Annotated in this window: 25 protein-coding genes; 15 read left to right on the plus strand and 10 right to left on the minus strand. The window is 71.6% G+C overall.

Features of this window, described 5'->3' with window-relative positions; all coding sequences use genetic code 11:
• Positions 1-129 precede the first annotated feature (129 nt).
• The 6 genes from AB0M59_RS44150 (at position 130) to AB0M59_RS44175 (ending at position 6,690) form a co-directional block, all read left to right on the plus strand.
• On the plus strand, positions 130-1,389 hold the full coding sequence (locus AB0M59_RS44150; RefSeq protein ID WP_364627778.1) for a glutamate-cysteine ligase family protein: 1,260 nt from the start codon (positions 130-132) through the stop codon (positions 1,387-1,389).
• The gene (gene egtB, locus AB0M59_RS44155) at positions 1,386-2,723 is read left to right on the plus strand and encodes an ergothioneine biosynthesis protein EgtB (protein ID WP_364627715.1); all 1,338 of its coding nucleotides are present in this window, start codon (positions 1,386-1,388) and stop codon (positions 2,721-2,723) included. Before AB0M59_RS44150 ends, egtB begins: the two co-directional genes overlap by 4 nt.
• A 4-nt stretch (positions 2,724-2,727) precedes the next feature.
• A complete protein-coding gene (gene egtC / locus AB0M59_RS44160; protein ID WP_364627717.1) occupies positions 2,728-3,483 on the plus strand; it encodes an ergothioneine biosynthesis protein EgtC in 756 nt (251 codons plus the stop codon).
• The gene (egtD, locus tag AB0M59_RS44165; protein WP_364627719.1) at positions 3,480-4,457 is read left to right on the plus strand and encodes an L-histidine N(alpha)-methyltransferase; all 978 of its coding nucleotides are present in this window, start codon (positions 3,480-3,482) and stop codon (positions 4,455-4,457) included. The genes egtC and egtD overlap by 4 nt, the downstream gene beginning before the upstream one ends.
• Before the next feature lie 46 nt (positions 4,458-4,503).
• Positions 4,504-4,926 carry a nitroreductase family deazaflavin-dependent oxidoreductase gene (locus AB0M59_RS44170; RefSeq protein ID WP_364627780.1) on the plus strand — a complete coding sequence of 141 codons (423 nt, stop codon included), beginning with the start codon at positions 4,504-4,506 and terminating at the stop codon, positions 4,924-4,926.
• A 159-nt stretch (positions 4,927-5,085) separates the two neighbouring features.
• Complete coding sequence (locus tag AB0M59_RS44175; RefSeq protein WP_364627781.1) at positions 5,086-6,690, plus strand: alpha/beta hydrolase; 1,605 nt, start codon at positions 5,086-5,088, stop codon at positions 6,688-6,690.
• Between the two features lie 43 nt (positions 6,691-6,733).
• Here AB0M59_RS44175 and AB0M59_RS44180 read toward each other — a convergent pair whose 3' ends face one another.
• Positions 6,734-7,312 carry a TetR/AcrR family transcriptional regulator gene (locus AB0M59_RS44180; protein ID WP_364627721.1) on the minus strand — a complete coding sequence of 193 codons (579 nt, stop codon included), beginning with the start codon at positions 7,310-7,312 and terminating at the stop codon, positions 6,734-6,736.
• Positions 7,313-7,401: 89 nt separating this feature from the next.
• On the opposite strand from AB0M59_RS44180, the gene AB0M59_RS44185 reads away from it, so the two are divergent.
• From AB0M59_RS44185 to AB0M59_RS44195, 3 genes are all read left to right on the plus strand, one after another.
• A complete protein-coding gene (locus AB0M59_RS44185; protein ID WP_364627722.1) occupies positions 7,402-8,256 on the plus strand; it encodes an alpha/beta hydrolase in 855 nt (284 codons plus the stop codon).
• Between the two features lie 203 nt (positions 8,257-8,459).
• On the plus strand, positions 8,460-9,164 hold the full coding sequence (locus AB0M59_RS44190) for an MgtC/SapB family protein (protein ID WP_364627724.1): 705 nt from the start codon (positions 8,460-8,462) through the stop codon (positions 9,162-9,164).
• A 91-nt stretch (positions 9,165-9,255) separates the two neighbouring features.
• The gene (locus AB0M59_RS44195; protein WP_364627725.1) at positions 9,256-9,804 is read left to right on the plus strand and encodes a hypothetical protein; all 549 of its coding nucleotides are present in this window, start codon (positions 9,256-9,258) and stop codon (positions 9,802-9,804) included.
• A 60-nt stretch (positions 9,805-9,864) separates the two neighbouring features.
• Here AB0M59_RS44195 and acnA read toward each other — a convergent pair whose 3' ends face one another.
• The gene (acnA, locus tag AB0M59_RS44200) at positions 9,865-12,678 is read right to left on the minus strand and encodes an aconitate hydratase AcnA (RefSeq protein WP_364627726.1); all 2,814 of its coding nucleotides are present in this window, start codon (positions 12,676-12,678) and stop codon (positions 9,865-9,867) included.
• A 383-nt stretch (positions 12,679-13,061) separates the two neighbouring features.
• Between acnA and AB0M59_RS44205 the strand changes: the two genes are divergently transcribed.
• Positions 13,062-14,372, plus strand: a complete 1,311-nt coding sequence (locus AB0M59_RS44205; RefSeq protein ID WP_364627783.1) for an NlpC/P60 family protein — start codon at positions 13,062-13,064, stop codon at positions 14,370-14,372.
• Positions 14,373-14,415: 43 nt separating this feature from the next.
• Complete coding sequence (locus AB0M59_RS44210) at positions 14,416-15,126, plus strand: methyltransferase domain-containing protein (protein ID WP_364627728.1); 711 nt, start codon at positions 14,416-14,418, stop codon at positions 15,124-15,126.
• A 2-nt stretch (positions 15,127-15,128) separates the two neighbouring features.
• On the opposite strand, the gene AB0M59_RS44215 is transcribed toward AB0M59_RS44210, so the two are convergent.
• Positions 15,129-15,527: a DUF1801 domain-containing protein gene (locus AB0M59_RS44215; protein WP_364627729.1), complete on the minus strand. Its 399-nt coding sequence runs from the start codon at positions 15,525-15,527 to the stop codon at positions 15,129-15,131.
• 27 nt (positions 15,528-15,554) lie between these two features.
• Here AB0M59_RS44215 and AB0M59_RS44220 point away from each other — a divergent pair, with 27 nt between their 5' ends.
• From AB0M59_RS44220 to AB0M59_RS44235, 4 genes are all read left to right on the plus strand, one after another.
• Entirely contained in the window at positions 15,555-16,100 is a 546-nt protein-coding gene (locus tag AB0M59_RS44220) for a molybdenum cofactor guanylyltransferase (RefSeq protein ID WP_364627731.1), read from the plus strand.
• A 158-nt stretch (positions 16,101-16,258) separates the two neighbouring features.
• The gene (locus tag AB0M59_RS44225; protein WP_364627732.1) at positions 16,259-17,332 is read left to right on the plus strand and encodes an AAA family ATPase; all 1,074 of its coding nucleotides are present in this window, start codon (positions 16,259-16,261) and stop codon (positions 17,330-17,332) included.
• A 6-nt stretch (positions 17,333-17,338) separates the two neighbouring features.
• The gene (locus AB0M59_RS44230) at positions 17,339-18,283 is read left to right on the plus strand and encodes a DUF58 domain-containing protein (RefSeq protein ID WP_364627734.1); all 945 of its coding nucleotides are present in this window, start codon (positions 17,339-17,341) and stop codon (positions 18,281-18,283) included.
• Positions 18,280-19,260: a VWA domain-containing protein gene (locus AB0M59_RS44235; RefSeq protein ID WP_364627736.1), complete on the plus strand. Its 981-nt coding sequence runs from the start codon at positions 18,280-18,282 to the stop codon at positions 19,258-19,260. Before AB0M59_RS44230 ends, AB0M59_RS44235 begins: the two co-directional genes overlap by 4 nt.
• A 1-nt stretch (position 19,261) precedes the next feature.
• On the opposite strand, the gene AB0M59_RS44240 is transcribed toward AB0M59_RS44235, so the two are convergent.
• From AB0M59_RS44240 to AB0M59_RS44270, 7 genes are read right to left on the minus strand one after another with little or no spacing between them, the layout of a single operon-like run.
• Positions 19,262-19,771, minus strand: coding sequence for a hypothetical protein (locus tag AB0M59_RS44240; protein WP_364627738.1), 510 nt, complete (start codon positions 19,769-19,771; stop codon positions 19,262-19,264).
• 23 nt (positions 19,772-19,794) lie between these two features.
• The gene (locus AB0M59_RS44245; protein WP_364627740.1) at positions 19,795-20,256 is read right to left on the minus strand and encodes a tRNA (cytidine(34)-2'-O)-methyltransferase; all 462 of its coding nucleotides are present in this window, start codon (positions 20,254-20,256) and stop codon (positions 19,795-19,797) included.
• A 3-nt stretch (positions 20,257-20,259) separates the two neighbouring features.
• The gene (locus AB0M59_RS44250; protein WP_364627741.1) at positions 20,260-20,682 is read right to left on the minus strand and encodes a thioesterase family protein; all 423 of its coding nucleotides are present in this window, start codon (positions 20,680-20,682) and stop codon (positions 20,260-20,262) included.
• A 16-nt stretch (positions 20,683-20,698) separates the two neighbouring features.
• The gene (locus tag AB0M59_RS44255) at positions 20,699-21,643 is read right to left on the minus strand and encodes a TAXI family TRAP transporter solute-binding subunit (protein ID WP_364627743.1); all 945 of its coding nucleotides are present in this window, start codon (positions 21,641-21,643) and stop codon (positions 20,699-20,701) included.
• Positions 21,640-23,031: a HAMP domain-containing sensor histidine kinase gene (locus tag AB0M59_RS44260; protein ID WP_364627745.1), complete on the minus strand. Its 1,392-nt coding sequence runs from the start codon at positions 23,029-23,031 to the stop codon at positions 21,640-21,642. The genes AB0M59_RS44255 and AB0M59_RS44260 overlap by 4 nt, the downstream gene beginning before the upstream one ends.
• A 3-nt stretch (positions 23,032-23,034) precedes the next feature.
• The gene (locus tag AB0M59_RS44265) at positions 23,035-23,703 is read right to left on the minus strand and encodes a response regulator transcription factor (protein ID WP_364627746.1); all 669 of its coding nucleotides are present in this window, start codon (positions 23,701-23,703) and stop codon (positions 23,035-23,037) included.
• A 7-nt stretch (positions 23,704-23,710) separates the two neighbouring features.
• Positions 23,711-25,051: an MFS transporter gene (locus AB0M59_RS44270; protein WP_364627748.1), complete on the minus strand. Its 1,341-nt coding sequence runs from the start codon at positions 25,049-25,051 to the stop codon at positions 23,711-23,713.
• Positions 25,052-25,088: the final 37 nt, after the last annotated feature.

Below are 25,088 nucleotides of genomic sequence, written 5' to 3' on the forward strand. Positions count from 1 at the left end.
TCTTACGGAGTGGTGAACCCGTCTTGCATCGCAAGATCGGGCCTGATTTTGTCGTACCCCGCGTGTAGCGTCCGAAGTCAAGAAGTTCCACCACACGGAACAAGGACGGACATGACAGAAGCGGCTGAAGTGTCTACGGTGCACCATTTTCCCGAGAAGTCGGGTAGTGCGTCGAACCGTACCGCGCGGGTCCTGGCGGACCGCGCGGCCGGGGAGGCGTATGTGGCATCGGTGTGCTTCAAGCACGGGCCACCTCGCCTGACCGGCGTCGAGCTGGAATTCATCGTGCACCACGCCGACGACCCGGCAAGACCCCTCGATCCCGACCTCCTCGCCACGGCGCTGGGTCCGCACACCCCGCGGACGCTCCGCCCCGACAGCCCCGCTGCGCCGCTCCCGGCAGGTTCCCCGGTGAGCCTCGAGCCCGGGTGCCAGGTCGAAATCTCCGCTCTTCCCCAGGCCACGCTGCACGAACTCGACGCAGTCGTCTCGGCCGACCTCCACCACCTGCGTGACCGCCTCGCCCGGCACGGCCTCGTGCTGGGCGAAACGGGCATCGACGCCCACCGGCCGCCGCGCCGGATCCTGCAGACGCCGCGTTACGCGGCGATGGAACGCCGGTTCGCGCAGATCGGCCAAGGTGGCATCACCATGATGGCCGGCACCGCGGGCCTGCAGGTCAGCGTCGACACCGGCGAGCCGGAGCAGTACGCGGCCCGGTGGGCGGCGGCCCACGCGATGGGCCCGCCGTTGCTGGCGCTGTTCGCCAACTCCCGCGTCCACGCCGGACAGGACACCGGGCACGCCTCCGCCCGCTGGCTCGCGGTGCACGACACGGAGGCGGTCCGCACCAGGACGGCCGGCGTCGGCGACGACCCGGCAGCGGAGTGGGCCGAGCGTCTGATGGACACCCCCTTGATGGTGCTGCGCCGCGGCGACCGGCCGTGGGACGCGCCGGAGGGGCTGACCTTCGCCGACTGGATCGCGGGCCGGGGCGCGGCCGCGCTGCTGCCGAAGCCGACGTCGGAAGACCTCGACTACCACCTCACCACGATGTTCACCCCGGTCCGTCCACAGGGGTACCTGGAGATCCGGTACCTCGACGCGCAACCGCCGGACGAGTGGCTGGCGCCGGTGGCCCTGGTCGCCGCGCTGCTCGCTCGTCCGTCCACTGTGGACAAGGTGCGCGCGGTGTGCGCACCGGTCGCGGACCGGTGGACCACGGCGGCGCGGTGCGGCCTGGCCGACCCGGAGCTCGCGGCCGTCGCGGCCGCGCTGGCCGACGTCGGCTGCGCCGAGCTGGGCGAAACGGGGCTGGACGCGGCCCGCATCACCGAGATCAGCGAGAGCGTGCAGGGGCGCGCGGACCGATCGGGGAGCGAAGCATGAGCACGGAAGCACTGGGCGATCTGAGCGCGCAGGACCTGCGCGCCCGGGCGGCCGAAGCACTGACCCGGGCGCGGGCGCGCAGCGTGGCGCTGACCGACGCCGTGGACGACGAAGACCTGGTCCGCCAGCACTCCAAGCTGATGTCGCCGCTGGTCTGGGACCTGGCGCACATCGGCGTCCAGGAAGAGCTGTGGCTGGTCCGCGACGTCGGCGGCCGCGAGCCGCTGCGCCCGGACATCGACGACATCTACGACGCCTTCCAGCACGCCCGGGCCGACCGGCCGGAGCTGCCGCTGCTCGGCCCGGCCGAGGCGCGCGCGTACGTCAAGCAGGTCCGCGAAAAGGCCTTCGACGTGCTGGAACGCGTCCCGCTGCAGGGCAGCAGGCTGACCGAGCAGGCGTTCGCGTTCGGCATGATCACCCAGCACGAGCAGCAGCACGACGAGACCATGCTGGCCACCCACCAGCTGCGCAAGGGCGACCCGGTGCTCCACGCGCCGGAGCCGCCACCCGCCCGCTCGGGCACGCTGCCCGCCGAAGTCCTGGTCCCGGGCGGGGTGTTCACCATGGGCACGTCGGCCGAGCCGTGGGCGCTCGACAACGAACGTCCGGCGCACGCGCCGGCCGTCGAAGCGTTCTGGATGGACACCGTGCCGGTGACCTGCGGTTCGTACGCCGAATTCCTCGACAGCGGCGGCTACGAAAACGAGCAGTGGTGGAGCCCGGCCGGCTGGGCCTACCTGCGCGAGAGCGGCGTCACCGCGCCGCGGTTCTGGAAGCGGGAGCAGGACGGCTGGTGGCGGACCCGGTTCGGCATCTACGAGCGGATCACCGCCGGCGAACCCGTCGTGCACGTCTCGTACTACGAGGCCGAGGCGTACGCGGCCTGGGCCGGGCGACGGCTGCCGACCGAGGCGGAGTGGGAGAAGGCCGCCCGGTTCGACCCGGCGACCGGCCGCTCGCGGCGGTTCCCGTGGGGCGACGACGAGCCCTCGGCCGAGCACGCCAACCTCGGTCAGCGGCACCTGCGTCCCGCCCCGGCGGGGGCGTACCCGGCCGGCGCGTCGCCGACCGGCGTGCACCAGCTGATCGGTGACGTCTGGGAGTGGACCAGCACGGACTTCCACGGCTACCCGGGCTTCGCGCCGTTCCCGTACCGGGAGTACTCGGAGGTGTTCTTCGGGCCGGAGTACAAGGTGCTGCGCGGCGGCTCGTTCGGCACCGACTCAGCGGCGATCCGGGGCACGTTCCGCAACTGGGACTACCCGATCCGGCGGCAGATCTTCGCCGGCTTCCGCACGGCCCGCGACGCCACACCCGGCGAGGTGGGCTAGGCGCATGTGCCGCCACATCGGATACCTCGGCGAGCCGGTGTCGCCCGCCGAGGCGGTCTTTCGCGCGCCGCATTCACTGCTGGTGCAGTCCTACGCGCCGGCGGACATGCGCGGCGGCGGCTCGGTGAACGCCGACGGGTTCGGGCTGGGGTGGTACCCCGGCCCGGGCTCGGCACCGCTGCGCCACCGGCGGTCCACTCCACTGTGGACGGACGAGACGCTGCCGCCGCTGGCGGCTTCGGTGACCTCGGGCGCGTTCGTCGCCGCGGTCCGCAACGGCACCACCGGCATGCCGGTGACCGAGGCGGCCGCGGCGCCGTTCACCGCGGGGCGCTGGCTGTTCAGCCACAACGGCGTCGTCCGCGGCTGGCCGGATTCCTTGGCCGAACTGGCAAAGACCCTGCCCGTCACCGAACTGCTCACCTTGGAGGCGCCGACCGACTCGGCGGTGCTGTGGGCCCTGCTGCGGGCCCGGCTGTCGGCGGGGGAAGACCCGCTGACGGCGGTGGCCGGGCTGACCGCTGTCGTCGAGGCGGCCGCGCCCGGCTCCCGGCTCAACTTCCTGCTCACCGACGGCTCGACCCTCATCGGCACCGCCTGGACGCACGCACTGTCCCTGCTGGAAACCCCGGCGGGCGTGCTGCTCGCGTCCGAGCCCCTCGACGGCGATCCTCGCTGGAAACCCGTCCCCGACCACCACGCCGTGCGCGCCACCGCGGCCGGCGTCGACCTGCTTCCCCTGACCCAGGAGCGTTCATGACCGAGATCGATCTCGACCACCACCGTTCCGGCGACGCCGTCACCGCGGAACTGCGCGCGGACGTCGTCGCCGGGCTCACTGCCGAGCGGAAGTGGCTGCCGCCCAAGTGGTTCTACGACGCCGAAGGCAGCGAGCTGTTCGAGAAGATCACCCAGCTGCCGGAGTACTACCCGACCCGCAGCGAGCGCGAGGTGCTGGCCGCGCACGCCGTCGACGTCGCGGAGCTGACCGGCGCGCACACGCTCGTCGAGCTCGGATCCGGGTCGAGCGAGAAGACCCGGCTGCTGCTCGACGCGCTCACCGGGCACGGGACGCTGGAAGCGTTCGTGCCGCTCGACGTGTCCGAGTCCGCGCTCGCCGAGGCCGCCGAGGCGATCTCGAAGGACTACCCGGGACTGACCGTCCGCGGGGTCGTCGGCGACTTCACCCAGCACCTCGACCTGCTGCCCGGCGGTCAGCCGCGGGTGGTGGCCTTCCTCGGCGGCACGATCGGCAACTTCCTGCCCGCCGAGCGCGCGGCCTTCCTGCGGTCGGTGCGGGAGGTGCTCGACGAGGGGGAGTGGCTGCTGCTCGGCACCGACCTGGTCAAGGATTCCGGCATCCTCGAACGCGCCTACGACGACGCCGCCGGCGTCACCGGCGAATTCAACAAGAACGTGCTCCGGGTGATCAACACCCGCCTCGGCGCGAACTTCGACGTCGACGAGTTCGAGCACGTGTCGCACTGGGACGCGGAGAACGAGTGGATCGAGATGCGGCTGCGGGCCCGGCGCGCGCTGACGGTGTCGATTCCGGGCGCGGACCTCACGGTGGCGTTCGCCGAGGGTGAGCACATCCGCACGGAGATCTCGGCCAAGTTCCGGCCCGCCGGCGTCGAGGCGGAGCTGGCCGCGGCCGGGTTCGCGCTCGAGCGCTGGTGGACCGACTCGCAGCAGCGGTTCGGGGTGAGCCTGGCAAGATCTGTGCGTGGCTAATCCTCTCCGGGCGCTCGCCCGGGCCGTCGGCACCAAGCCGTGGCTGATGCGCACGGCCGGGTTCGTCGTGTGGGCGGACAAGAAACTGCACCGGGTGTTCGGCGGCCGGGTGAGCCTCGTGGCGCTCGCCGGGCTGCCGTCCCTCCGCCTCACGACGACCGGCCGCAAGAGCGGGCTGTCCCGCAGCACGAACCTGCTCTACTTCCCGCACGGCGACGACCTGGTGCTGACGGCGTCCAACTGGGGCCGCCCGAACGACCCGGCGTGGGCGTTGAACCTCCGCGCGAACCCGAAGTGCCAGGTGGCGCGCGCCGGGAAGCCGGCGGAGGTCGTGGCGCGGGAGCTGCACGGGGACGAGTACGCGGCGATGTGGGCCGAGCTGCTGGAGTTCTGGCCGGGGTACGCGATGGAGCAGAAAGAGGCGGGGCGCCCGTTGCCCGTTTTCGTCCTCAGTCGACCGGATCGGTAGGTTCCCACCATCCTTTCGGCCGGTGCCGGTATTCACCGATTTGTGCCAGTGTCTCCCGGGTAACGCGCCGTGATGTCTTGATCGCGCGGCGCTGTGCACATTCAAGGGATGTGCGTGACCTAGGGAGGAGATGTCTTGCCGAGATCCACACAGGGCCGGGTGCGGTCGTTCGCACTGGTGGGGGCGCTCGTGGCCGGCGTGGGACTGGCCGGGACGGCCGGTGTCGCCGCGGCGGCCGAAGACACCGTCGCCAAGCCCGCTGTCGTCGGCGCGACCGCCGCCGTCGACTGGGGCACCTGCTCGAGCGACACCCTCGCCGGCGTGCCGGCGGACCAGGTGAAGTTCTACAGCTGCGCGCGCTACCGCGTGCCGATCGACCACGACAACGCCGCGCTGGGCACCATCGACATCGCCTTGCTGAAGCGCGCCGCCCGCACGCCGGACGCGCGCGTCGGCTCGCTGTTCCTCAACCCCGGTGGCCCCGGCGGCTCGGGCCTGCGGATGCCGATCAGCGGCCAGTACTACTTCCAGCCGCAGGTGCTCGACCGCTTCGACCTCGTCGGGTTCGACCCGCGCGGCGTCGGCCAGAGCAACCCGCTGCGCTGCTTCACGACCCAGGAAGACGCCGACGAGGTCTTCGGCGCCCAGATCCCGGTGCCGCTGGGCCGCGCCGAGATCTCCGGCACCCTCGCCAGCTACCGCGACTACGGCAAGTTCTGCAAGAACAACGCCGGCTCGCTGCTGAACCACATGTCCACCAAGGACGTCGTGCGCGACCTCGACACGCTGCGCGCGGCGGTCGGCGACCGGAAGCTGACCTTCGTCGGCTTCTCCTACGGGACGCTCATCGGCTCGACCTACACGTCGATGTTCCCGAAGCAGTCCCGCGCGATCGTCATCGACGGCAACGTCGACCCGGCGCTGCGCACCAGCGACGGCGTGCAGTACGACCGGGAACGCGCGCAGGGCTTCGAGATCTCGCTCGACGGGTTCCTCAAGCGCTGCGACCAGGCCGGCGCGAAGTGCGCCTTCAGCGACGGCACCCCGCGGGCGAAGTTCGACGAACTGCGCGAGTACCTGCGCAAGCAGCCGATCACCATCCCCGGTGGCGGCACGGTGGACATCAACTCGTTCACCGGCGGGGTCTCGAGCGTCCTGTACTCGCCGTCGGCGTTCCCCGGCCTGGCCGAGGACCTGCAGGCGCTCTACGACGTCCTCCACCCGGCGGGCGCGCAGGCGCAGACGCTGCAAGCCAAGCAGCTCAAGGTGCTCACCGGCGGCAAGCAGGGCCTGGCCGACCAGAACCCGGACAGCCCCTACACCAGCGACGACTCGTACTTCGCCGTCAACTGCTCCGACAAGCCGTTCAAGATCAAGCAGGAGCAGGTGCCGGACATCGCCGCGAAGTGGGAGCGTGAATCGCGCACCTTCGGCCGGTACCAGGCGTTCGCCGACACGGCGGGCTGCCCGGTGTGGCCGGCGAAGAAGCCGGACGTCTACCGCGGTCCGTGGCGGGCCAAGACCGACGTCCCGGTCGTCGTGGTCAGCAACTACTACGACCCGGCGACGCAGTACAAGTTCGGCCAGCGGATGGCGGCCGAGCTCGGCAACTCCCGGCTGCTGTCGGTCGACGCGTTCGGTCACTGCATCCTCGGCGACGCCCTGGGCGTCGACAAGGCCGTGGCGGACTACCTGACCGACCTGAAGGTGCCGGCGAACGGCCAGGTGTTCCAGCCGAACGTCCAGCCGTTCGAAACCGCGTAGCGCAAGGAGAACGGGCCGGGTGACGCTGTCGCCCGGCCCGTTCTCACGCCCGCAGCAACCGGTCGAGAAGGTCCGCGGCGGCCGCCTCGGCCTCCACCGCGGCGCTCACCCGATCGTCCGCGCGGGCGACCAGCATCGCGATCTCGTTCAGCCCGGCCAGGAGTACGTGCGCGAAGTAGTCGACGCGGACCGGGTCGAGCCGGCCCGCGAGCCGCAGGGCGACCTTGAGCTTGCCGAGCGTGCGGGCTTCGTCGCCTTCGCGCCAGCGCTGCCAGCCGAGCACGGCCGGCGCGTCGATCAGCATCACCTGCCGCACCACGGGGTCCGCGGCGCTCCGGATCCACGTAAGGCAGGCGGCACGCAGCGCCTCTGCCGGATCAGTCATGCCCTCGACGGCCTTCGCACCGTCGGCTTCGACCCGGTCGTAGACGGTGTCCAGGACCGCGGCGAACAGCGCGTCCTTGCCGGGGAAGTGGTGGTAGAGCGCGCCCCGGCTCACCTCGGCGGCCCGCAGGACGGACTCGATCGAGGTGCCGTCGTAGCCGTGTTCGGTGAACAGGCCGGTGGCGACCGCGACGAGGTGCTCGCGGGTCGCCTGGCCGCGGTCGATCTTCTTGTTCATGCGGTCGGCAGCCTCCGTCGTTGACAAACCGACTGTCGGTCTGTTCATACTAGACCGTCAGTCGGTTTACTTCTGGAGGGACCTTACCGATGGATCTGCGAACCTGGGAGGACCAGCGCGGGCGCGTGTCGACGGCGTCGGGCGACGTGAGTTACGTCGACGTCGGCGAGGGGCCGGTCGCGCTCTTCGTGCACGGCGCGGGGACGAACAACCTGTTGTGGCGCAAGGCGATCACCGAGCTGGCGGGGGAGCGCCGGTGCATCGCGCCCGACCTGCCGGGCCACGGCGCCTCGCCGGTGACACCCGATCAGGACCTGAGCCTGAACGGCCTGGCGCGGCTGCTCGGAGACTTCTGCGAGTCGCTGGAGCTCGGCGACCTCGACGTCGTCGCCAACGACACCGGCGGCGCGGTCGCGCAGGTCTTCGCCGTGCACCACGCCGACCGCCTGCGCACGCTCACCCTGACCAACTGCGACACGCAGGGCAACCTGCCGCCCGAGGCGTTCCGCCCGGTCGTCGAGCTGGCCGAACGCGGACAGCTCGCCCCCCTTTCCGTCCAGCTCGCCGCAGACCTCGAGCGGGCCCGCACCAGCGCCCTCGGCGGCGGCTACGAATGTCCGGACCTGGTACCGGACGAGGTCCTGGAAGCCTTCGTGCGCCCGGTGTTCGGGACCCTCGAGGCGGCCCGGCAGTTCGAGCGCCTGCTGACGTCGGTCCGCGGTGAGGAGCTGGACGCGATCGAGCCGCTGCTCAAGGAGTTCCGGGTCCCGGCGCTGCTGGTGTGGGGTACCGGCGACCCGAACTTCGGCGTCGAGTGGGCGTACCGGTTCCGGGACGCCGTCCCGGGCGTCACCGAGGTCGTCGAGGTGCCCGGCGGGAAGCTCTTCTTCCCCGACGAGCGGCCCGAAGACCTCGTCCCGCACCTGCGCCGGCACTGGTCGTAGCGATCATCACAGCGTGGGGTGCGTACCTCGCGCTACAGTGGTCCGGTTGATCAACCACGAGCAACGGAAGCGAGGTGAGCGGCACATGCCAGCGGACAGTCAGCGGACGACCGGGCGTGCGCTCACCGGAGGCTTCCGGCTGGGCTGATCTCGTCCGGTCTCCTCCTGTCCGGCAGTGCGCGCACGCCGGAAACGAGTCGGACATGACCATCTTCGAAATGCTGCTGCGTGTCGGCACCGGCGTCGGCCTGGGCGCCGTCATCGGGTTCGAGCGCCAGTTCCGCGCCCGGATGGCCGGGCTGCGCACCAACGCACTGGTCGCGGTCGGCGCGACGCTGTTCGTGCTGCTGTCCGCCCACGGGTTCGGCGGCCTGAGCTCGAGCGGCGACGCCGACCCGACCCGGGTGGCCGCGCAGATCGTCTCGGGCATCGGGTTCCTCGGCGCCGGCGTCATCCTGCGCGACGGCCTCAACGTCCGCGGCCTCAACACGGCGGCGACGCTGTGGTGCTCGGCCGCGGTCGGGTCACTGGCCGGGGCCGGGCTGTACGTGGTCGCGGCGGCCGGGACCGCCGTCGTGGTCGGGGTGAACGTGGTGCTGCGGCCACTCGGCCGGGTCGTCGACCGCCGCCCGGAAGCGGGTGACGAGACGCCGACGAGGTACGCGTTCCAGGCGGTGACCCGCGACGCGACCGAGGCGCACGTGCGGGCGTTGCTCGTGCAGTCGTTGAACCGCACGGACTTCCGGTTGCTGTCGGTGCTGAGCACGGACCGGGAGGACCGCACGGTCGAGGTGCGCGCCGAGCTGGTCGGCGACCAGCGCGACGACGCCCAGATGGAGGCGGCGGTGTCACGGCTTTCGCTGGAGCCGTCCGTGTCCAGCGTGCGCTGGGAAGCCGTGCCCGCGTAGACGCACACGAGCACGTCCGATGACGCGCCCCAACGGACCTCGCCCGCAGCGCGCCCAGGCGGTGTGCTGGACGTCCGAGAAAGGGGAGAGCATGACGAGAATCGGACGGACACTGGCGGCACTGGGCGGCGCGCTGACCCTGCTGCTCGCCGGAACGGGAATCGCCGAGGCGCGCTTCGGCCAGCTCGCGGACGGGTTCGAGGCGAACCCGGGCGCGTTGTGGCACATCGAGACGCTCGGCAGCGGGCAAGGCGGCTTCGACTACGACAACGGCACGCAGCGCAGCGGCCGCGGCAACGGCTGGCTGCACTCGGGTTACAGCTCGAGCGCGGCGGCCGCGATGGGCACCTGGGCGTACATGGGCAACGGCGGGATCAGTCACTGCAACGCAGAAATCCAGGTCAACCCGCTGAACAACCGGAGCCAGGAGATCTCGATCGAGGTCCGCAACTCGGCGAACGGCTTCGTCGCCACGGGCGAGCGTTACCTCGCTTATCCCGGCTACCAAACGATCTCGCTGGCTTTCGACCTGTCGGGGTACCAGTCGATCTACGTGCGCTACCTGCTCATGGACAGCGGTCGCGGGTTCGACGGTGAGTGGGTGCGGCTCGACGACTTCGTGCTGACCTGCTGGCCGTGATCGCGAAAACCGAAAGGGCCGTCCGGAGCGAACTCCGGACGGCCCTTCGGGGAACTTCCCTTACGCCTGCGTCATCTTCCGCAGCACGTACTGCAGGATGCCGCCGTTGCGGTAGTAGTCCGCCTCACCCGGGGTGTCGATGCGGACGTCCGCCTCGAACTCCACCTTGGTGCCGTCGGCCTTGGTGGCGGTGACGTGCACGGTGCGCGGGGTCTCGCCGTCGTTCAGCTTGGTGATGCCCGAGATGTCGAACGTCTCGGTGCCGTCCAGCTTCAGCGAGGCGGCCGACTCGCCGGCCGGGAACTGCAGCGGGATGACGCCCATGCCGATCAGGTTCGACCGGTGGATGCGCTCGAACGACTCGGTGATCACCGCGCGCACGCCCAGCAGCGACGTGCCCTTGGCCGCCCAGTCGCGCGACGAACCGGAGCCGTACTCCTTGCCGCCCAGCACGACCAGTGGAATGTTCTGCTCCGCGTAGTTCTGCGCCGCGTCGTAGATGAACGCCTGCGGGGCGTCGTCCTGGGTGAAGTCGCGGGTGTAGCCGCCCTGCACGTCGTCCAGGAGCTGGTTGCGCAGCCGGATGTTCGCGAACGTGCCGCGGATCATCACCTCGTGGTTGCCGCGCCGCGAGCCGTAGGAGTTGAAGTCCTTCTTCTCCACGCCGTGCTCGGTGAGGTACTGCGCGGCCGGGGTGCCCGGCTTGATCGCGCCGGCGGGGGAGATGTGGTCGGTGGTGACCGAGTCGCCCAGCTTCGCCAGCACGCGCGCGCCGGAGATGTCGGTGACCGCGGCCGGCTCCGGCGTCATGCCCTCGAAGTACGGGGGCTTCCGCACGTAGGTGGACTCGGCGTCCCACTCGAAGGTCTTGCCCTCCGGGGTCGGCAGCGCCTTCCAGCGCTCACCACCGTCGAAGACGTCGGCGTAGTCCTTGGTGAACATCTCCTGCGTGATCGCGTAGTCGATGGTCTCCTGGATCTCCTGCGCCGTCGGCCAGATGTCCTTCAGGAAGACGTCGGTGCCGTGGCTGTCCTGGCCCAGCGGCTGGTTCGCGAAGTCGAAGTCCATCGTGCCGGCCAGCGCGTAGGCGATGACCAGCGGCGGCGACGCGAGGTAGTTCATCTTCACGTCGGGGTTGATCCGGCCTTCGAAGTTCCGGTTGCCCGAGAGCACCGAGACCGCGGTGAGGTCGTTCTCCTGGATCGCCGCGGAGATCTCGTCCGAGAGCGGGCCCGAGTTGCCGATGCACGTGGTGCAGCCGTAGCCGACCAGGTGGTAGCCCAGCTTCTCCAGGTACGGCCACAGGTTGGCCTTGGTGTAGTAGTCGGTGACGACCTGCGAGCCCGGCGCCATCGACGTCTTGACCCACGGCTTGACCGCGAGGCCCTTGTCGACGGCGTTGCGCGCGAGCAGCGCGGCACCGAGCATGACCGACGGGTTCGAGGTGTTGGTGCAGGAGGTGATCGAGGCGATCACCACGGCGCCGTGGTCGAGGACGAACTCACCGCGGTCCGACGTCGAGACCTTGACCGGCTTGCTCGGGCGCCCGTTCGCGCCGTTCGCGGCGGACACGATCACCGGCGCGGCGTCGTCCTCGGCGAACGACAGCGACGGCGCGTCGCTGGCCGGGAAGGACTCCTCCGAGGCCTCGTCCATCTTGGTGTGCGGGGTGGTGTCTTCGCCGTCCACGTAGTCGTGCACCGACTTGCGGAACGACGACTTCGCGTCCGTCAGTTCGATGCGGTCCTGCGGGCGCTTCGGGCCGGCGATCGACGGGACGACCGTCGAGAGGTCCAGCTCGAGGTACTCGGAATAGACCGCCTCGTGCGACGAGTCGTGCCAGAGGCCCTGCTCCTTGGCGTAGGCCTCGACCAGCGCGACCTGCTCCTCGGAGCGGCCGGTCAGCTTCAGGTAGCGGACGGTCTCCTCGTCGATCGGGAAGATCGCCGCGGTGGAGCCGAACTCCGGGCTCATGTTGCCGATGGTGGCGCGGTTGGCCAGCGGCACCGCGGACACGCTCTCGCCGTAGAACTCGACGAACTTGCCGACCACGCCGTGGCGGCGCAGCATCTCGGTGATCGTGAGGACGACGTCGGTGGCGGTGACGCCGGCCGGGATCTCGCCGGTCAGCTTGAAGCCGACGACCCGCGGGATGAGCATCGACACCGGCTGGCCCAGCATGGCGGCCTCGGCCTCGATGCCGCCGACGCCCCAGCCCAGCACGCCCAGGCCGTTGACCATGGTGGTGTGGGAGTCGGTGCCGACGCAGGAGTCGGGGTAGGCCTGCCCGTTGCGGCTCATGACCGTGCGCGCGAGGTGCTCGATGTTGACCTGGTGCACGATGCCGGTGCCCGGCGGGACGACCTTGAACTCGTCGAAGGCGCCCTGGCCCCAGCGCAGGAACTGGTAGCGCTCGCGGTTGCGCTCGTACTCGATCTCGACGTTGCGCTCGAAGGCGTCGGGGCGGCCGAAGACGTCGATGATCACCGAGTGGTCGATGACCAGCTCGGCCGGCGCGAGCGGGTTGACCTTGTCCGGGTCGCCGCCGAGGTCGGTGACGGCCTCGCGCATGGTGGCGAGGTCGACGACGCAGGGGACACCGGTGAAGTCCTGCATGATCACGCGGGCGGGCGTGAACTGGATCTCGATCGACGGGTCGGCCTTCGGGTCCCACGAGCTCAGCGCGCGGATGTGGTCGGCGGTGATGTTCGCGCCGTCCTCGGTGCGCAGCAGGTTCTCGAGCAGGATCTTGAGGCTGTACGGCAGGCGCTCGGCGCCCTCGACCTTGTTCAGGCGGAACACCTCGTACGAGGCGTCGCCGACCTTCAGCGTGTCTTTGGCGCCGAAGCTGTCCTTGCTGGCAGGTGCGGTCACGTCTAACTCCAGTGGCATGGACTTCCGCGCCGGTGCGGCGGTCGAGTCCCGGGTCAGTTCGGTCAGTTCGGGTGTCGTGCTCAGGGTCGTGCAGAGTCCGCACGGGGGCGGACGCGAGTCTTGCGCACCCCCACCGTAGGACCGGATTCGGGATGGCACACCTCGCGGTGCTTCAAACAGTACGCGCGTCCTGTTTGGGGAACAAGACGACACGCGGTGTGGGCTGCGCCATCCGCGCCGGGGGTCCCTCAATAAGGGGAATTGGTGCCTACGGTGTGTAAGTTTCCGATGATGCTTGTGATAGTGGTGTGACTGCAGTGACGCGCGATGTGCGCAGGTGAGCGGAGGTGGCGGTCGTGCCGGAACGGCGCAGGGGCTGGAAGGTGCCGGGCGCGCGCCGTGGACTGACCGTGAGCACGCTCGCACTGGTGATCTTGTTCGGGGCCGGCGGCACGGGCCTCGCGGCGCCCCCGCCGCCGCCCAACCCGAGCGACTCGGAGCTGAACAACAGCAAGAACGAGGCCAACGCGAAGGCCGGTGAGGTCGGCCGGCTGACCAACCAGCTGGCCCAGGCCGAGCAGAAGCTGTCGCAGCTGCAGGACGACGTCGAGCTCAAGCAGGAAGAGGCCAACAAGGCCCTGGTCGACCTGCAGTCCGCGCAGGACGCCGCCGCCCAGGCCGAGAACGACGCGAAGGCCGCCCGGACCGAGGCGGACGCGGCCGCCGCGGCCATCGAGAAGGCGCGCAACGACCTCAAGTCGTTCGCCGCCGCGAGCTTCCAGCAGGGCAGCACGGTCGGCTCGCTCTCGGCGTACCTGAGCGCCGACAGCCCCAAGGACATGCTGGCCCGCGCGCAGCTGCTCGACGCCGTCGGCGGCGACCGGCTCAACGCCCTCGACCGGCTCCAGCAGGCGCAGACCGACAAGTCGAACAAGGACTCCGCGGCCCGCAAGGCCGCCGAGATCGCCCAGCAGAAGCAGGACGCCGCCCGCCAGGCGAAGACCAGCGCGGACTCCGCGCAGTCCTCGGCCATCCAGGCCCAGGACAGCCAGGCGTCGCAGAACACCCAGCTCGAGAAGAGCAAGTCCGACGTCGAGCAGCAGCTCTACACCGCCCAGTCCAAGGTCAGCGGCCTGCAGGGTCAGCGGCAGCGCTACCAGGACTGGCTCGCCCAGAAGCAGCGAGAGGACGACGAGCGCGCCCGCCAGGCCGCGCTCGGCTCGTCCGGCGGGGGCGGCCGCCCGGCGAGCAAGCCGGCGGCGGGCCCGGCCGGCTCGTCGATCGAGGCCGTCATCGCCCGGGCGCTGTCGAAGATCGGCCTGCCCTACGCCTGGGGCGGTGGCAACGCGAGCGGCCCGACCCGCGGCATCCGCGACGGCGGCGTCGCCGACCGCTACGGCGACTACAACAAGATCGGCTTCGACTGTTCCGGCCTGATGATCTACGCCTTCGCCGGGGTCCGCGGCCTGCCGCACTACAGCGGCTACCAGTACACGGCCGGCCGGCGCGTGCCGCTCTCGCAGATGCGCCGCGGCGACATGCTGTTCTGGGGCGGCGCCGGCGGCATCCACCACGTCGCGCTCTACCTCGGCGGCGGGCAGATGGTCGAGGCGCCGCAGTCCGGCCTGCGGGTCCGGGTCGCGCCGGTGCGCTACGGCGGGATCATGCCGTACGCGACCCGCCTCGTCGGCTGAAAACCACTCGACGCCGTCGCCGTCCAGCCCACAAGATCACCCGGTGGACGACGAACTGAACGCGCTGCGGCGCACCGGGATGCGCTGGAACACGCCCCTGTCCGAGCCCCACGCGGAGCTGCTGCTCGACCGGATGGCCCTGGGGGAGGGACACCTCGTCGACCTCGGGTGCGGCTGGGGCGAGCTGCTGCTGCGGGCGGCCGCCCGGGCGCCCGGCCTGCGCGTGACCGGCGTCGACACCGACGTGACCGGCCTCGAGCGTGGGCGGGCCGCGGCCGCCGAGCGGGGCCTCACGGTGAACTTCACCGAGGCGGACGCCGCGACCTGGGACGTCCCCGTCGAGCGGGCCTTCTGCATCGGCGCCGCCCACATCTTCGGCTCGACCAAGGCGGCGCTCGAGGGGCTGGCCCGGGTGGTGCCGTCCGGCAGGCTGCTCTACGGCGACGGCTTCTGGGCGGCCCCGCCGAACCCGGCGGCCCTGGAGATCTTCGGCCCCGACACGCTGACCCTGCCGGAGCTGCTCGACGCCGCGGTCGACGCCGGCTGGCGGGTGCTGCACCTCAGCACGGCCGACCAGCTCGAATGGGACGACTTCGAGTCGACGTCCAAGGCGGCCTGGCAGGAGTGGCTGCTGGTGCACCCGGCCGACCCGCGGGCCCCGCGGGTGCGCGCTTGGCTCGACGAGCGGCAGCGGCAGTACGTCCGCGACTACCGCGGCGTGCTGGGCCTGGCCTACCTCGTGCTAGGGCGCTGACGTCAGGCTTGCTCACGCTTGAGCTTGCGCCAGCCGCCGGCGCGGTTGTTCGCGATGATCTGCCGGAACATCGCCGTGAGCGCGGGTGCGTTGATCGGCTCGCCTTCGCGGAAGGCCACGGTCCGGGCGGTCTTGTTGCCGTGCCCGGCGGTGATGATGCCCTCGGGGTCCGGGACGATGCCGCCGTCGTAGACGAAGACGTTGACGTGGTCCTTCGCCGCCAGCAGGGCGCAGATGTTGCCGTCCAGCACGAAGTACGGCTGGCGGGTGCGTTTGATGGTCTCGACGACGTCGGGGTCCGCGGCGTGGACCAGCTCGCGGACCTCGCGGCAGATCGCCTGCTGCCACCCGGGCAGGGCGTCGATGTAGGCGTCGACGCGCGGTTCGACGGTGTAGGACACGCGTCCAGTATGGGTTAGATTCCCCGGATGCGGTACGCGGGGATCGTGGTGGCCGGGGGATCGGCCCGCAGACTGTCCGGTGTGGACAAGCCGGCCCTGTCGGTGGGCGGGAAACCCTTGCTCGCCCGCGCGATCCACGCCCTCGAAGGTGCCGAGCGGGTGATCGCCGTCGGTCCGCGGCGGCCCGGCTTCGACGTCGTGTGGACCCGGGAGCCGGTGCCGGGCACCGGGCCGGTGGCGGCGCTGGCCGCGGGGCTCGCGTTCGTCCCGGACGACGTCGAGGCCGTCGCGGTGCTGGCCGCCGACCTCCCGGGCGTCCGCCGGTCCACAGTGGACCGCCTGGTCGCGGCGATCGGCGACGGCGACGGCGCCGTGCTCGTGGACGCCACCGGGTCCCGGCAGTGGCTGCTCGGCGCCTGGCGGGTCGCCGCGCTGAAAGCGGCGCTGCCGGAGCAGCTGGAGAACGCGGCGCTGCGCCGCGTCCTGGGCGGCTTGGCCGTCACCGAGCTCCCGGCGGAACGGGGCGAAGCGGACGACATCGACACCCCCGAGGACCTCGAGCGCCACCGCTGATCGCCTGCTTCACAGATGTCACACCGGGGAAGGTGTTGGCTACCGACGGGGCAACACGCGCGTCCGCGTGCCGGGCGGACGAACGTCCGGGGGACGCAGTACGGTCGCACCGCGTGATCACCGTCGCGGGGCGGCGCACGAACTTTCGAGGAGGCAGAGTGACCGAGCCCGGCTACGCCGAGGGCGGGAACGGCCAGCAGGCCGGGACGCCGGCCCGGGACGCCCAGTTGCTGGAGCGGACCGTGTTCGAGGTCAAGCGGATCATCGTCGGCCAGGACCGCCTGGTCGAGCGGATGCTGGTCGGCCTCCTGGCCAAGGGCCACCTGCTGCTCGAAGGCGTCCCCGGCGTGGCGAAGACCCTCGCGGTGGAGACGTTCGCCCGGGTCGTCGGCGGCTCGTTCTCCCGCGTCCAGTTCACCCCCGACCTGGTGCCCGCGGACATCCTCGGCACCCGGATCTACCGCCAGGGCGCCGAGCGCTTCGACGTCGAGCTCGGCCCCGTCGTGGCGAACTTCGTGCTCGCCGACGAGATCAACCGCGCGCCGGCGAAGGTGCAGTCGGCGATGCTCGAGGTGATGGCCGAGCGGCACGTGTCGATCGGCGGGCAGACGTTCCCGATGCCCGACCCGTTCCTCGTCCTGGCCACCCAGAACCCGATCGAGAACGAGGGCGTGTACCCGCTGCCCGAGGCGCAGCGCGACCGGTTCCTGTTCAAGATCCTCGTCGAGTACCCCACCGCCGAGGAGGAGCGCGAGATCATCTACCGGATGGGCGTCACCCCGCCCACCCCGCACGAGGTGCTCAGCCCGGGCGAGCTGGTCCGGCTGCAGGGCGTCGCCGCGCAGGTGTTCGTGCACCACGCGCTCGTCGACTACGTCGTGCGGCTCGTGCTGACCACCCGGACGCCGAACGAGCACGGCCTCGCCGACGTCGCCGGCTGGGTGTCCTACGGCGCCTCGCCGCGCGCGAGCCTCGGCATCATCGCCGCCGCGCGGGCGCTGGCCCTGGTCCGCGGCCGCGACTACGTGCTGCCGCAGGACGTCGTCGACGTCGTGCCGGACGTGCTGCGCCACCGGCTCGTGCTGTCCTACGACGCGCTCGCCGACGGCGTGCCCATCGACCACATCATCACCCGCGTGCTGCAGACCGTGCCGTTGCCGCAGGTCTCGGCCCGGCCGCAGGGCGGGGCCGGCCAGGGCGGCCCGGTCCCGGCGGGCGCGCCGGTCAGGTAACCGGCGATGGCGAAGAACGAGAAGGGCACCCGTCCTTCGTGGGCGCCGCCGGTACTGCGCGGCGAACGGCTGGAGGCCGGGCTCCGGACCCTGGAGCTCGACGTCCGCCGCCGGCTTGACGGGCTGCTGCAGGGCAACCACCTCGGCCTGGTGCCGGGGCCGGGGTCCGAGCCCGGCGAGGCGCGCCCGTACCAGCCCGGCGACGACGTCCGCCGGATGGACTGGGCCGTCACCGCCCGCACCACGACCCCGCACATCCGCGAGACCGTGGCCGACCGCGAGCTGGAGACGTGGGTCGTCGCCGACCTCTCGGCGAGCCTCGACTTCGGGACAGCCCTGTGCGAGAAGCGTGACCTGGTGGTCTGCGCGGTCGCGGCGGTCGCCCACCTGACCGGGGGCGGCGGCAACCGGATCGGCGCGCTGATCTCCACGGGCGCCGAGATGACCCGCATCCCGGCCCGCGGCGGCCTGGCGCACGCCCGCGGGCTGGTGCGGAAGCTGGCCGAGACACCCCGGGCCGCCGAGGGCACGCGCGGTGACTTCGCCGACGCGCTCGAGGCGCTGCGCCGGCCGCCGCGCCGCCGCGGCCTGGCCGTGGTGATCTCCGACTTCCTGGGCGACACGTCCTGGGAGCGGCCGCTGCGGGCGCTGGGCGGGCGGCACGAACTGATCGCGATCGAAGTCCTCGACCCGCGCGACGTCGACCTGCCCGAGGTGGGCACCGTCGTGCTGGCCGACCCGGAGACAGGGAAACAGCGCGAAGTGCATGCGTCGGCCTTGCTGCGCAAGGAGTTCGGGGCCGCGGCCCACGCCCACCGCCAGACGGTGGCGGCCGGCCTGCGGCGCGCGGGTGCGGCGCACCTGACGCTGCGCACCGACGCCGACTGGATCGCCGACATGGTGCGGTTCGTCGTCGCCCGCAAGCGTCGCTGGTCAGGGGGTGTCGCGTGAGCTTGACCGGCTTCACCGCGCCTTGGTGGTTCCTGCTGCTCATCGCCGTCGCGGCGGTCGCCGTCGGATACGTCGTGGTGCAGCGCGCGCGGCGCAAGCGGACGATGCGGTTCGCGAACCTGGCCCTGCTCGACAAGATCGCGCCGAAGAGCCAGGGCTGGGTGCGGCACCTGCCGGCGGTGCTGATCGTGCTGTCGCTGCTGCTGCTCACGGTGGGGCTGGCCGGGCCGACCGCCGAGCAGAAGGTGCCGCGCAACCGGGCGACCGTGATACTGGTGATCGACGTGTCGCTGTCGATGGAGGCCACCGACGTCGCGCCGACGCGGCTGAAGGCGGCGCAGGACGCGGCGACGCAGTTCGCGCGGAACATGACCCCGGGGATCAACCTGGGCCTGATCTCGTTCGCGGGCACGGCGACCGTGCTGGTCAACCCGACCACCGACCGCAACGGCGTGATCAAGGCGATCGAGAACCTGAAGCTGGCCCAGTCGACGGCGACCGGTGAAGGCATCTTCGCGGCGCTGCAGTCGGTGGAGAGCTTCTCCAGCGTCGTGGGCGGCGCCGACGGACCACCGCCGGCCCGGGTCGTGCTGATGTCCGACGGCAAGCAGACCGTGCCGGAAGACCTGTACGCGGCGCGCGGTGGCTACACGGCGGCGCAGGCGGCGAAGCAGGCCGGAGTGCCGATCTCGTCGATCTCGTTCGGCACGACGCACGGCTCGGTCGACATCGACGGCAAGGCCCAGCCGGTCAGCGTGGACGACGAGTCCCTGCGCGAGATCGCCCGCCTGTCCGGCGGTGACTTCTACAAGGCGGCCAGCGCCGAGGAACTGAAGAAGGTCTACGCCGACCTCGGCGAGCAGATCGGCTACGAGCTGAAGGACGCCGACGCGAGCAAGCCGTGGGTGGTCGTGGGGACGCTGATCCTCATGATGGGCGCGGCGGCCAGCCTGTTCTTCGGCCAGAGACTTCCGTGACTCAGGCTCGGCGGACGCCGTACAGGCTTCCGCCGAGCAGGGTCACGCCGGAGAGCACGCCGCTGACGAACGGCACCCACTCCGCGGCGCTGCCGAGCAGGGCGAGGCCGGCCACGCCCAGCACGGTCAGGACCACCCCGACCACGAGGATCGACCGCGTCTTCCACGCGGAAGCCAGCGCGACGAAGTGAAGCCCGACGATCGTGGCGATCCAGGCGACGTTCGCCTGCACCGGCGCGTCGAGGAGACTCAGCACGAAGAACCCGGCGACGAGCAGCACCACTTCGCCGAGGACGATCACCCGGTAGCTCGGCCCGAACATCGGCCGGTCCTCGAGCGTCGGCCGCCCGCCGGCGCAGACACCGAGGACCACCACCGCGGCGAGCGCGGCCACGGCGAGGGCGCGCAGCACCCAGCCGATCGCCGTGGGGAGCGGAGCCCCGGAGTTGACGAGGACGAACACGGTGCCGAACGCGGCGCCGATGAGCGCCCCCAGGAACTGCTGTCGCATCCGGCGAACCTACCGGACGGTGATCACGCGCCCGCGAAGCCGTTCTGCCGCCAGGCTTCGTAGACCGTGATCGCCGCGGTGTTGGCCAAGTTGAGCGACCGGCTGGTCGGCAGCATCGGCAGCCGGACGCGGTCGGTCACCTCCGGTGCGTCCTGCACCGCTGCGGGCAGCCCCACCGACTCCTGCCCGAACATCAAGACGTCCCCGGGCGCATACGAAACATCCGTGTACAGCCGCGTCGCCGACGCGCTGAACGCGTAGACCTTCGCCGGCAGCAACACTTCCCAGGCCGCGGCCAGCGACGCGTGCACCCGGACCCGCGCCAGGTCGTGGTAGTCGAGCCCGGCCCGGCGCAGCTGCTTGTCTTCCAGGGTGAACCCCAGCGGCTCGACCAGGTGCAGCTCGCACCCCGTGTTCGCCGCGAGGCGGATCGCGTTGCCCGTGTTCGGCGGGATTTGGGGCTGGTGAAAGAGAATCCGGAACACGGCTCAGCCCTCGAGCAGGGCCGCGTAGACCTTGCGGACCGTGTCCGGCGGCGCCTCCGGACGCAGCGTCTCCGGGTCGATGAACACGTACCGGACGTTCGCCGCCGCCACGAGGGTTTCGCCGCGGCGGATCTCGAAGTCGAAGATCAGCGACGTCGTCCCGAGGTGGTTCAGGTACTGCGAGACGACCAGTTCCTCGTCGTACCGGGCCGGCGAGCGGAACTTCAGGGTGGCTTCCGCCACCACGACGTCGGTGCGGTGGGCCAGGAACTCGTCGTGCGAACCGAACAGCGCCTTCTCCGCCTCGAAGGCGCACATGTCCACATAGGCCAGGTAGTGGGCGTTGAAGACGATGCCCTGGCCGTCGCACTCGTGGTAGCGCACGCGCAGCGGCATCTCGACGATCGGGTGGCGGGGTTCGGTCACCGGCCCAATCTAGCGCTCAGCCGTGCAGCGCCCGGTACTCGGCCGCCGCGCCCGGCTGCAGCGGCACCGGCTGCGTCCCGATCAGCGTCCGCACGTCGAGGAACTGCGTGCCGACGGCCTCGGCGGGCACGAGGTCGGTCGCCCGTTCCACGAGCAGCCGGACGACCGCCGAGGCGACGTCGTCGGGCAGGGCGGGGGAGCAGACCAGCAGGTTCGCCACGCCGATCGTGCCCAGCGCGCCGACCCCGCGGTACGCGCCGTCGGGCACCTGGACTTGGTCGTAGACCGGCCCGTACGCGGCGCGCAACTCGGGCACCACCGCATCCAGGGGCAGCAGGGCGATCGGCGTCGTGCGGGTGAGGTCGGCGAGCTTCGGCGTCGGCACCCCGCCGGACCACAGCATGGCGTCGATCCGCCGGCCGGCCAGCGCCTGGACGGCGTCGTCGAAGAGCAGGTGCCTGGCGTCGACGGCGACTCCGGCCTTCGTGAACAGCCGCTCGCCGAGCTGGGCCGCGCCGGATCCGCCCGCGCCGAGCGACACCGGACGGCCGGCCAGGTCGGCGAGGCGGCGCACCGGGCCGTCCGCCCGCACCACGAGCTGCAGGTAGTTCTCGTAGACGCGGCCGAGCGCGAGCAGCGGCACGTCCTCCGTGAACGGCGCGTTCCCGCCGAGCGCCGTCTGGGCGACGTCGGCGAGCACCAGCCCGAGGTCGGCCTGCCCGCGCCGCACCAGCTCGACGTTGGCGACGCTCGCCTCGGTCGGCACGGCGGTGGCGTGCAGCCGCGGCTCGGCGCGGCTCAGCTGGGTCGCCAGCAGCTCGGCGAAGGCGAGGTAGAAGCCGCCGCGTTCGCCCGCCGCGATGGTGACCGTCCGGTCGGGACCGCCGTATCCGGACGTCGAGCAGCCCGCCAGGGCCAGTCCGAGGCCGCCGAGCAGGGCGCTGCGCCGCGTGAGGCTCATGGCGCCTCCGCGAGTGGCAGCGTGACGCGGGCTTCGAGGCCGCGCGGGAAGGCCTGGCGCAGCTCCAGAACGCCGCCGCGGGTGCGGACCTGCTGGTGCGCGATGGCCAGGCCGAGCCCCGTGCCGCGCGGCGCGCCTTCGCCGCCCGCGCGCCAGAACCGCTCGGTCGCCCGCGCGCGGTCCTCGGTGGACAGTCCGGGTCCGTCGTCGCGGACGACGAGCGTCGCCGTTTCCGGGCCGCTTTCCCAGTCCGTGGTGATCTTCGCGCCGCGACCGGCGTAGTGGACGGCGTTGTCCAGCAGCACGTCGAGGATCTGCGCGAGCTCGCCCTCGGGGCAGCGCACGGTGACGGGCTCGTCGTGCCCGGGCGGCGGGACGAGTGTCGAGCCGGCGTCCTCGGCGACCAGGCGCCAGGCGTCGACGCGTTCGGCGAGCACGGCGGCCAGGTCGCAGGCCTCGTCCGCGCCCCCGGCAGCGACTCGGGTCGCCGTGCTCTCGGCCAGCGCGAGGGCCAGCAGGCCGTCGAGGAGCTTCTCCAGGCGTTCGACCTCGGCGACGGTCGCTCGGTAGGTGGCGTTGTCACCCGCCACCTGCGCGGCCAGGGAGTCGACGCGCAGCCGCAGCGCGGCAAGGGGGTTGCGCAGCTGGTGGGAGGCGTCGGCGACCAGCCGGTGCTGCTGGTCGGCCGCTTCGAGCACGGCCTCGGACATCCGGTTGACCTCGCCGGCCAGGACCCGCAGCTCCCGCGGCCCGGTGCGTTCGGGGACGTGCGCGCGGTGCCCGGCGGCGACGGCGAGGACGCCGGTCTCCAGCTCGTGCAGCGGCCGCACCATCCAGCGGGCCAGCACCACGGCGAGCAGCACGAACACCACCGCGACCAGCAGCGCCCCGGCGCCGATGGTGCCCCAGCGGGTGGCGACGTCCGCGGCCGCCGCCGTCACCGACGCCCGCAGCACGACCACGCCGGACACGCGGGTGCCGGTGCCGACCGGCCGCGCGAAGTACGCCGGTTCGCCCGACCACGGGCCGAGCCGGCCGACCTGCGGTGCCGGCTCGTTGCGCATGGTCGCCTCGACCAGCGCGTGCACCGCCGGGTCCGCCGCCGTCAGGCCGCCGGCCTGCACCAGCGGCGCGCGCCGGGCGTCGACGATGACGACGCCTTCGCCGTACAGCTCGGCGTAGCGGGCCGCGTCGGCCACGAGCGCGGCCGGGTCGCGGGTGTCGACGGCCTGCTGGGCCAGCACGACGAACCGGTCGACGTCGGCGGTGCGGGAGATGACCAGCTGCTGGGTGCGCTGCTCGGCGGTGGACGCGAGCAGCGGCAGCGCGAACGCGGCGACCACGGCGAGCGCGAGGGCGACCAGGACCACCAGCAGCCGGGTGCGCACGGGTCAGTCCCGGCCGAGCCGGTAGCCGAAGCCGCGGATGGTGGCGAGCAGGCCCGGCCGGTCCAGCTTCGCGCGCAGCCCGGTCAGGTGGACGTCGAGCGAGCGCGACACCGCTAGGTAGGCGTCGCCCCAGACCTCGTCCATCAGCTGCTGGCGGCTGACCGCGGTGCCGGGACGCGCGGCGAGCACGGCCAGGATCTCGAACTCCTTGGTCGTCAGCCCGATGTCGTGCCCGGCGACGAGGACCCGGCGGGCGCCGAGGTCGATCTCGACGTCCTCGACGCGCACGACGTCACCCGCCGGGGTGTCGCGGGCCACCGCGCGGCGCACGACGGCGTCCATCCGGGCGAGCAGCTCGGCCAGCCGGACCGGCTTGGTGAGGTAGTCGTCCGCGCCGAGGCGCAGGCCTCGCACGATGGAGCGTTCGTCGCCGCGGGCGGTCAGCACGATCACCGGCACCGGTGAGACTGCTCGGATCTTCCGTAGTACGTCCAGACCGTCGAGATCGGGCAGCCCCAGGTCCAGCAGGACCAGGTCGGCGTTGCGGTGGCGGTGCAGGGCGTCGGCCCCGCGCCCGACGCTGGTGACGGGATGACCGCGCGCGTGCAGCGACTCGGCGAGCGCGCCGGCGACCCCGGCGTCGTCTTCGACGAGGAGCACGCGCACGGCCATCCCCTTCTCAGCGTTCGCCCGCGCCCACCGGCTCGGGACGCTCCTCCAGCTCGGAGCTCTTCGAGGTTTCCCGCATTGTGCCGTAGACGATCAGGGAAACCAGGACGCAGCCCGCGACGTACCAGAAGAACACCGACTCGTGCCCGGCGCTCTTCAGCGCCTGCGCGATGAGCTCCGCGGTGCCGCCGAAGATCGCGACGGTCAACGCGTAGGGCAGGCCGACGCCGATCGCGCGGATCTTCGTCGGGAACAGCTCGGCCTTCACGATCGCGTTGATCGACGTGTAGCCGGCTACGACGAAGAGCCCGGCGAGGACGAGGAAGAACGCGCCGACCGGGTTCCGGGTCGAGCCCATGATCGTCATGATCGGCACGGTGAGCAGCGTGCCCGCGATGCCGAAGAACAGCAGCAGCGGGCGGCGGCCGATCCGGTCGGACAGCTTCCCCGCGAGCGGCTGCAGGATCGCCGCGAGCAGGATCGCCGAGAACAGGATGATCGTGACCGTGCGCCGCGGGATGTGGGCGGTGTTCTCGAGGAACTTCTGGCTGTAGGTGGCGAAGGTGTAGAAGGCCACCGTGCCGCCCAGGGTCAGGCCGACGACGAGCGCGATCTCCTTGGGGTACTTGGCCAGCGCGCGCAGCGTGCCGCGGTCGCCCGCCGCCGCGTCGCCCTTTTCCTTGGTGAAGCTCGCGGACTCGTCCATGCCGCGGCGCAGCCACATCACGCTGAGCGCGGCCACCGTGCCGACGCCGAACGCGATCCGCCAGCCCCAGGACGTCAGCTGCTGCTCGGTGAGCAGGCCCTGCAGGATCAGCTGGAGGCCCAACGCGAGCAGCTGGCCGCCGTAGAGCGTCACGTACTGGAAGCTCGAGTAGAAGCCGCGCTTGCCGGGAGTGGCCACTTCGGACAGGTACGTCGCCGAGGTGGAGTACTCCCCGCCGACGGACAGGCCCTGGATCAGCCGGGCGACCAGCAGCAGGATCGGCGCCGCGAGGCCGATCGTGTGATAGCTCGGCGTGACGGCGATGAGCAGCGAGCCACCCGCCATCAGCGTGACCGAAAGCACCAGCGCGCTGCGGCGGCCGAAGCGGTCGGCGAACCGGCCGAGCATCCAGCCGCCGAGCGGGCGCATGAGGAACCCGACCGCGAACACCGCGGCGGTGCCGAGGAAGGCGGCCGTCGTGTCGGTCGTCGGGAAGAAAGACTTGGCGAAATACGTGGTGAACGCCGCGTAGGCGTACCAGTCGTACCACTCGACCAGATTGCCGATGGAGCCGCGCAGCACGTTGCCGATCACGCGTTTCTCGCTCACGGCACCCGTGGTGGCACCGCTGATCCGGGTTGTCATCGTCGACCTCCTGTGTTGCGACTCACGGTGACCAACC

The organism is Amycolatopsis sp. NPDC051371 (assembly GCF_040682155.1).
GTDB lineage: Bacteria > Actinomycetota > Actinomycetes > Mycobacteriales > Pseudonocardiaceae > Amycolatopsis.